This is a genomic window from Halorubrum sp. Eb13, from assembly GCF_002252895.1.
Classification (GTDB): Archaea; Halobacteriota; Halobacteria; order Halobacteriales; family Haloferacaceae; genus Halorubrum.
On sequence record NZ_NHPE01000138.1, the window covers coordinates 1 to 6,505 of the forward strand.

The 6,505-nt window shown below is 68.3% G+C and carries 6 protein-coding genes; 3 read left to right on the top strand and 3 right to left on the bottom strand.

The features are described 5' to 3' along the window. Positions 1-31: 31 nt before the first annotated feature. Complete coding sequence (locus DJ75_RS15325) at positions 32-772, bottom strand: proteasome assembly chaperone family protein (protein ID WP_094525292.1); 741 nt, start codon at positions 770-772, stop codon at positions 32-34. 249 nt (positions 773-1,021) lie between these two features. On the opposite strand from DJ75_RS15325, the gene DJ75_RS15330 reads away from it, so the two are divergent. Continuing rightward, positions 1,022-2,146, top strand: coding sequence for a mechanosensitive ion channel family protein (locus tag DJ75_RS15330; RefSeq protein WP_094525293.1), 1,125 nt, complete (start codon positions 1,022-1,024; stop codon positions 2,144-2,146). A 67-nt stretch (positions 2,147-2,213) separates the two neighbouring features. Beyond that, entirely contained in the window at positions 2,214-3,908 is a 1,695-nt protein-coding gene (locus DJ75_RS15335) for an MATE family efflux transporter (RefSeq protein WP_094525294.1), read from the top strand. A gap of 28 nt (positions 3,909-3,936) precedes the next feature. Here DJ75_RS15335 and DJ75_RS15340 read toward each other — a convergent pair whose 3' ends face one another. Both DJ75_RS15340 and DJ75_RS15345 read right to left on the bottom strand, forming a co-directional pair. Beyond that, a complete protein-coding gene (locus DJ75_RS15340) occupies positions 3,937-4,164 on the bottom strand; it encodes a flagella cluster protein (protein ID WP_094525295.1) in 228 nt (75 codons plus the stop codon). A gap of 162 nt (positions 4,165-4,326) precedes the next feature. Continuing rightward, positions 4,327-5,193: a hypothetical protein gene (locus DJ75_RS15345; protein WP_094525296.1), complete on the bottom strand. Its 867-nt coding sequence runs from the start codon at positions 5,191-5,193 to the stop codon at positions 4,327-4,329. Positions 5,194-5,338: 145 nt separating this feature from the next. Between DJ75_RS15345 and DJ75_RS15350 the strand changes: the two genes are divergently transcribed. Continuing rightward, on the top strand, positions 5,339-6,445 hold the full coding sequence (locus DJ75_RS15350) for a hypothetical protein (protein ID WP_094525297.1): 1,107 nt from the start codon (positions 5,339-5,341) through the stop codon (positions 6,443-6,445). Positions 6,446-6,505 lie beyond the last annotated feature (60 nt).

Here is a 6,505-nt window from a genome sequence, read left to right on the forward strand (position 1 = left end):
AGCTTATCTGAACACGAGGGCTGGGTCGTACTCACATGTACATCCGGTCGTACCCGCCCTCCGGCTCGCGCTCCTCCATCCGCTCGGCGAGGCCCTCGTAGTGATTGCGAACCTCCTCCGCGAACGACGTCAGCGGCCCGGAGTCGACTCCGAGGTCGTAGGTTTGGTTCACCGTATCCACGAGCCGCACCGTGGCCTCCACGTCCGGGGCCTGCGCGTGGACGGGCGTGATGAGCACGCCGACGCCGAGCGACGAGTCCATCCCTCGTTCGAGCAGCGAGGCGTTCGTCCCGTCGAGGAAGCCCGCCTCCATCGGCGGGACCGTCTCGTCCGCGAGGCGCGCCTCGCGGTAGTCGTCCGTCGCGACGTAGAAGGTGCGGTGAGCGTCCGGACCGTGCGGGATCGGCACCCCGGCCAACACCGTGATCTCCGAGACTCCGGCGCCCTCGGTCCAGTCGAGGACCGCCGTCGAGAGTAGTTTCCCGAGCGCGGGCGGAACGAACTGCTCGGCCACGAGCACGGTGACGTCGACGTCGTCCGCGGAGTACAGTCGGATCGGATGGCGCGGTCGCCCCTTCGCGAACGGGGTGATCGACGGCAGTCCCTCGATCCGGACGTGTCCGGTTTCCTCGAGGTCGAGGTCGTCGACGAGGTAGTCTACGGCGGTCAGTCCGGCGAGGCCGAACGACGAGAAGCCGGCGACGAGAACGTCGCTCGGCGCGGAATCGTGCGCGACGCTGAACGACGGGTTCGCGGGCGGGGTCTCGGACATGGTACCGGGTTCGCTCGGCTGGATGGTAGTGGTTTCCCGGTCCGCGACCTCAAGTTCCTGAACACTGTCCCGACTTTGTCTCCCCGACGTCGTCCCGACTTTGTTTCCCCGACGCCGTCTCGACTTTATTTCCCCGACATCGTCCCGACTTTATTTCCCCGACGTCGTCTCGACTTTGTCTCCCCGACGCCGTCCCGAATCCGCAGGAAGGGAGAAACCCTTTTTCCGGTGGGCGACGGCGGACTTGCTATGGCACAGCCCGCGGGCGCGGCGTCGATATCGGGGACGCTCCTCGGTCCGATGCTGGGGCGGGTCCTCGACCCGGTGACGAACGTCGTTTCCCGCTTGGCGTCGCTCCCCGGTTCGGGGCTGGCGTTGGTGCTCCTCTCGGTCGGACTGGGGGTGCTCGTCTCGAAGTTCCTCGTTCGGCTCATCGGCCGCCCGGTGGCTCGGCGGGTGTCGAGACAGAGCGTCGCCCAGACGATCGTCCGCGGTGTCCGCGTCGGGACGATCGCCATCGCGCTGCTGTTCGGGCTCCGAGCGGCCGGCTTCCAGTTCACCGACCTGCTCGTCGGGACGGCGGTGTTCTCGGCCGTGATCGGTATCATCCTCGCTCCGCTCGTCGGGAACTTCATCAACGGCGTGTTCATCCTCGCGGACCAGCCGTTCGAGATCGGCGACATGATCGAGCTGGAGAACGGGACCACGGGGTTCGTCGAGGACATCACGATCCGGTACACCAAGATATTCACCCTCGACAACACGTTCCTCGTCGTTCCCAACGGGGCGATGCGCGAGCGCGACGTGACCAACTTCTCGGCGGAGGACGAGCGCACGCGGCGGTCCATCGACGTGCTCGTCACATACGAGAGCGACATCCCACAAGCTCGACGGCTCATCGAGCGGGCGGCTCGAGACTGCGACGCCGTCATCAACGGCGGCCCGGACATTCGCGTCGGCGTCGCGCGGTACGTCGCCAGCCCGGACTGCCGACTCCACGAGTTCGGCGACGACGGGATCCTGCTCCGGCTCCGGTACTGGGTGAAGAAGCCGTACAAGCTCGCGAAGGTGCAGTCGGACGTGAACACCCGGATTCGCGAGCGCCTCACCGACGCCGACGTCGAGATGGCGTACCCGCACCGCCATCTCGTCTTCGACGACACCTCCGGCGTCGCGCGGGTGGGGGGTCCGGAGGACGGGCGCCCGGCCGGCGAGCGGGCGGGTGACAACCCCGTCGACGACGGCACGCGGGGCGGCCGCACAGTCGACGGCGACTCCCCGGCCGACGACCTCGAAGACGACCGGTCGGACGGTGAGAAAGCCGTCAGCGACAGCACGGAAGGCGATCGGCCGACGGGCGGCGACGGCGTCTGAGACCACCGCACCACGCGGACCGCCGGAATCGGAAGCCTGATTGACCGAGCCGTTCACTTATAAATCAGTGAGCGACGAGCCCTCCGAGGACCGACCGGATTCCCCTCCAGGGGTCGACGGAAACGGCCCTCATAATGGCGACGACCCCGATGGCGACGGCCTTGACGGTAGCGGGCCCGGCGGCAGTGATAGCCCCGGCGGTGACGGGTCCGGCGGCAGTGATAGCCCCGGCGGTGACGGGCCCGGCGACGGCGACGAACGCGTCCCCAAGGAATCGATCACGGAGGGGAGCTTGGTGCGGCCGCTGTTCCAACTGGCGTGGCCCATCGTCGTCATCCAGCTGCTGCAGGTGACGTACAACGTGGTCGACACGCTCTACCTCGGCCGCCTCTCCGCGGAGGCGGTCGGGGCGATCAGCCTCGCGTTCCCGCTGATATTCCTGCTTATCGCCGTCGCCGGCGGGTTCACCACCGCGGGCGCCATTCTCGTGGCGCAGTACACGGGAGCAGACGGCGACCGGTCGGCGGGGCTGGTCGCGGGACAGACGATCTTCACGGTCTCCGTGCTCTCGGTGTTTATCGGGGTCGCGGGGTACTTCTACACGCGCCCGGCCCTGGAGCTCCTCCCGAGCGACCCCGCCACGGCGGCGACGGTGATCCCCCTCGCGGCCGACTACATGGAAGTCATCTTCGCCGGCATCCCGCTGATGTTCGGCTTCTTCGTCTTCTCCGCGCTGATGCGCGGCTACGGCGACACCCGGACGCCGATGGCGGTGATGCTCGTCTCCGTGGTCCTGAACGTCCTTCTCGACCCATTTCTTATCTTCGGATTCGCGGACAACCCGCTGTTCGAATGGCTCGCGGGGGTCCCGGCCGTCGGCGCGGTCGACCCGGTCGCGCTGGAGGCCACGCTGTTCGCGGCCACCGGATTCACCGGGTACGGGATCGAAGGAGCCGCGATAGCGACGATCTTCTCTCGGGGAGTCGCCACCGCGATCGGTATCTGGCTGCTGTTCGGCACCGGGCTGGGCCCCGCAGTCACGGTGAGCCACCTCGTCCCCGACCTGGGGTTCATCCGCGACATCTTCCGGCTCGGGCTCCCCTCCAGCGTCGAGCAGACGACCAGCGCGCTCGCGATGATCACCCTCACGGCGATGGTGGTCACGTTCTCGCCGCCGGTGGTGGCGGCCTACGGGCTCGGGAACCGACTCATCTCGCTCGTGTTCCTCCCCGCGATGGGGCTCGGGCGCGCGATCGACACGATGGTGGGGCAGAACCTCGGTGCGGACCGGGCTGATCGCGCCGCGCGGTCGGTCAAGCTCGCCACCGGGACCGGTGCGGGCGTGATGTTCCTCGTCGCGGTCGTCGCGGTGGCGTTCACCGAACCGATCGTTGGCGCCTTCCTCGGCGACGTGCCGGACGCGCCCGCGACGGTCGGCTACGCCGGCGAGTACGTTCGGATCCGTTCGGTCGAGTTCGCCTTCATCGGCGTCTCGCAGGTGATCCTCGGCGCGTTTCGCGGCGCCGGTAACACGAAGACCGCGATGGTGATCTCGATCCTCACGCTCTGGGTCGGCCGCGTCGCCAGCGTGGGCTACCTGGTCTTCGTCGTCGGGTGGGGCGAGACGGGGGTCTGGGTCGGCATGGCACTCGGTAACATCCTCGGCGCGGTGATCGGGGTCGCTTGGTTCGCCCGAGGAACGTGGACCGAACGCTACATCGAAGAGCCGGAACCCGACGTCGACCCGGTCGCGAGCGACTGAGGGGCCGGTACCGGGAGAGACGGAGGGCTCAGTGCCGGAAGAGGTGGATCGCGTGGTCGTCGCGGAGCAGACAGAATCGAGCGCCGTCGTTCTCGGGGAATGTCGTTCCGATCTCCCGCGTCGTGAACAGTCGGTCGAACGGGGCGTCACAGACCGGGCACGGGACGTCCTTTCGATTCTTCCAGAGTCGCGTCGATCCCGTGTCCTTGAGCTGTTTCAGCGCGTGGCGGTGGTCGTGGACGTCGAACCGCGTCATAAGCGGCAGTCGATGGGGCGGCGGTTGAATGTGCCCCCGCGAGTATCACGCGTGATTTCGACGTGTTCGGCGCGTCGGGTCTCTCTGTTCGGCGCGTCGGATCTCTCTGTTCGGCGCGTCGGGTCTCTCTGTTCGGCGCGTCGGATCTCTCTGTTCGGCGCGTCAGGTCTCTCGGTCGGCTAGTTGCGACCGAGCCCGTTCGAGCGCCGCGGCGTCCCCGACCCGAACGTACTCGCCGAGCGCGTCGGCGGCGTCGACGAGCGCGTCGGCGTCCGCGACGGGGACGTCGCCGTTGAGCGCCTCGACGCGTTTCGCTCTGTCGCGGAGGCGCCCGAGGACCTCTCTGGCCGGTGCGATCCGGGACTGCGGGTCGTCGCCGGCGACCGTTACCGTCGGCGCGGGCGCTTCCTCGTCGCTCATTATTTCGGAGTCGGCTTCGACCTCAGGGGCGGTTTCGACCTCGGTGGCGTCGACGGCTGCGTCGTTCGTTTCGCCATCGGCGTCGAGTTCGTCGAGGAACGCGAGGAGGTCGCTCCGGTACTCGTCGACCGCGCGAGCCGCCGCCATCCCGCGTGCCTCGCGCAATCGCTCGGGGACGTCCGCCGTCGCGGGGCGGTCGCCGTCGTCGGCTCCGGCCAGCAGATCGAGGAGGTACTCGCGGTCAGCGTCGGTCGGATCGCGGAGCCGGTCGTAACAGTCGACCGCCTCCAGGAGCTCTCGGGCCGCGAGGTAGACGGTGTCGAGCGGGAGCAGCTCTCCGCCGCGAACGAACCCGCGCTTGCGGACGTACTCGCGGAGGTCCGACTTGAGGTCGTCGACCCCCTCCGCGGGCAGGGTCCCGCTCGCGTCTCCGAACCGGGCACGATGTGGGCTGAGGTCGAGGGACGCGGGGGCGTCAGTGTGGGCCGTGCGGTCGTCGACGCCGACGCTTCGGAGGCTCCCGCAGTCCGGGCACTCGACGCTTCCCGTCTCGTAGTACGACCACCGAGCGCCGCACCCCTGGCACTCTCGCTCGCCGCGGACTTTCATACTCGGAGCCTCGGACCGTCCGGCGTAAAGGGCTGTGGTCGGCGACGCCTCGGCGGCGTTCCGCATGCGTTCCGGCCGGGCTTCGGCGGCACTTCGGCGAGGGTTCGCAACACGTTATATAAGCGATCCGTGAGAACTGTCGGCCATGAGTTGGCACGCCGTCGCCGCCCTCGACGACGCGGTCGACGCCACGCGTCGGTTCCTGTTCCCGTTCAGCCTGGTTCGCTGGGCGAAACTCGCCCTCCTCGTACTCTTGATGGGCGGAAGCGGCGCCAGCGCGAACGTTCCGGTTTCATTCGTCTCCGACACCGACGTGGCGCCGCCTCGGGGGATGGATTCGGGCGTCGGCGGCGTCGGTCCGAACCCCGCGACTATCGAGCGGTCCGCAGGGTCGATCGATCCGGGGACGCTCGCAGTCGTCGCGGTCGGAATCGGCCTGCTGATCGTCGCGGTCTCGGTCGTCTCGCTGTCACTGCGGCTGGTCTTCTACGACGCCATCCGCACGAACGAGGTCCGGATCTGGCGGCCGTTCCTCGCACGGCTCCGCCAATCGATCGGGCTGTTTCTGTTTACCGCGACGCTGAGCATCGCAGCGGCGGCGCCCGTCGCGCTCGCGGCGTTCGTTACGGTCGCTGGGGACGCTCCGATCGGGTGGGAGCCGGTCGACGCGGTAGCCGGAACGCTCGGGTCGCTATCGGTCGGTACGGCCGTCGTTCTGGGAGTTCTCGGCGCCGCGTTCGTCGCAGTCGCCGTACTCGCGCTTCGCTTCACCTACGAGTTCGTCGTGCCGACCATGATCGTCGAGGAGACCGGGGTTCTCGGGGGATGGAGTCGGTTCTGGACAACGCTGCGCGCCGAGTGGACGGAACTGGTGGTCTATCTTCTCGTCCACTTCGTCGTCTCGCTGGGGCTTTCGGTCGTCGCGGGGATCGCGGCCGTGTTCGCCTTCGCGCTCGTGGCCACGGTCGCCGGCCTCGTGCTCCTCCTCGTGGCCGTCGCTCTCGGTGGACTTGGCGCGCTGGTTGGAACCGCAGCCGGGGCGGCGGCAATCGGGCTCGCGGTGCTCGCCGGGTCTGCGCTCCTGCTCGTGCTTCTGTTGCCGGTGCAGGTTCTCACCCAGTCGTACCGCATCGCCTATGAGGTCTCGACGCTCGGTGGGATGGATCCCGACCTCGCGCTGCTTCACCCCGACCTCGGTACTCGGGCTTCCGGGCCGGCAGGGGCGGACGGCGCCGATTCCTCCGACCGTTGAGCGTTCTGATCGCTGAGCGCTCTGACTGCTGGGCGCTCTAGTCGTTGATCCTTCTGGTCG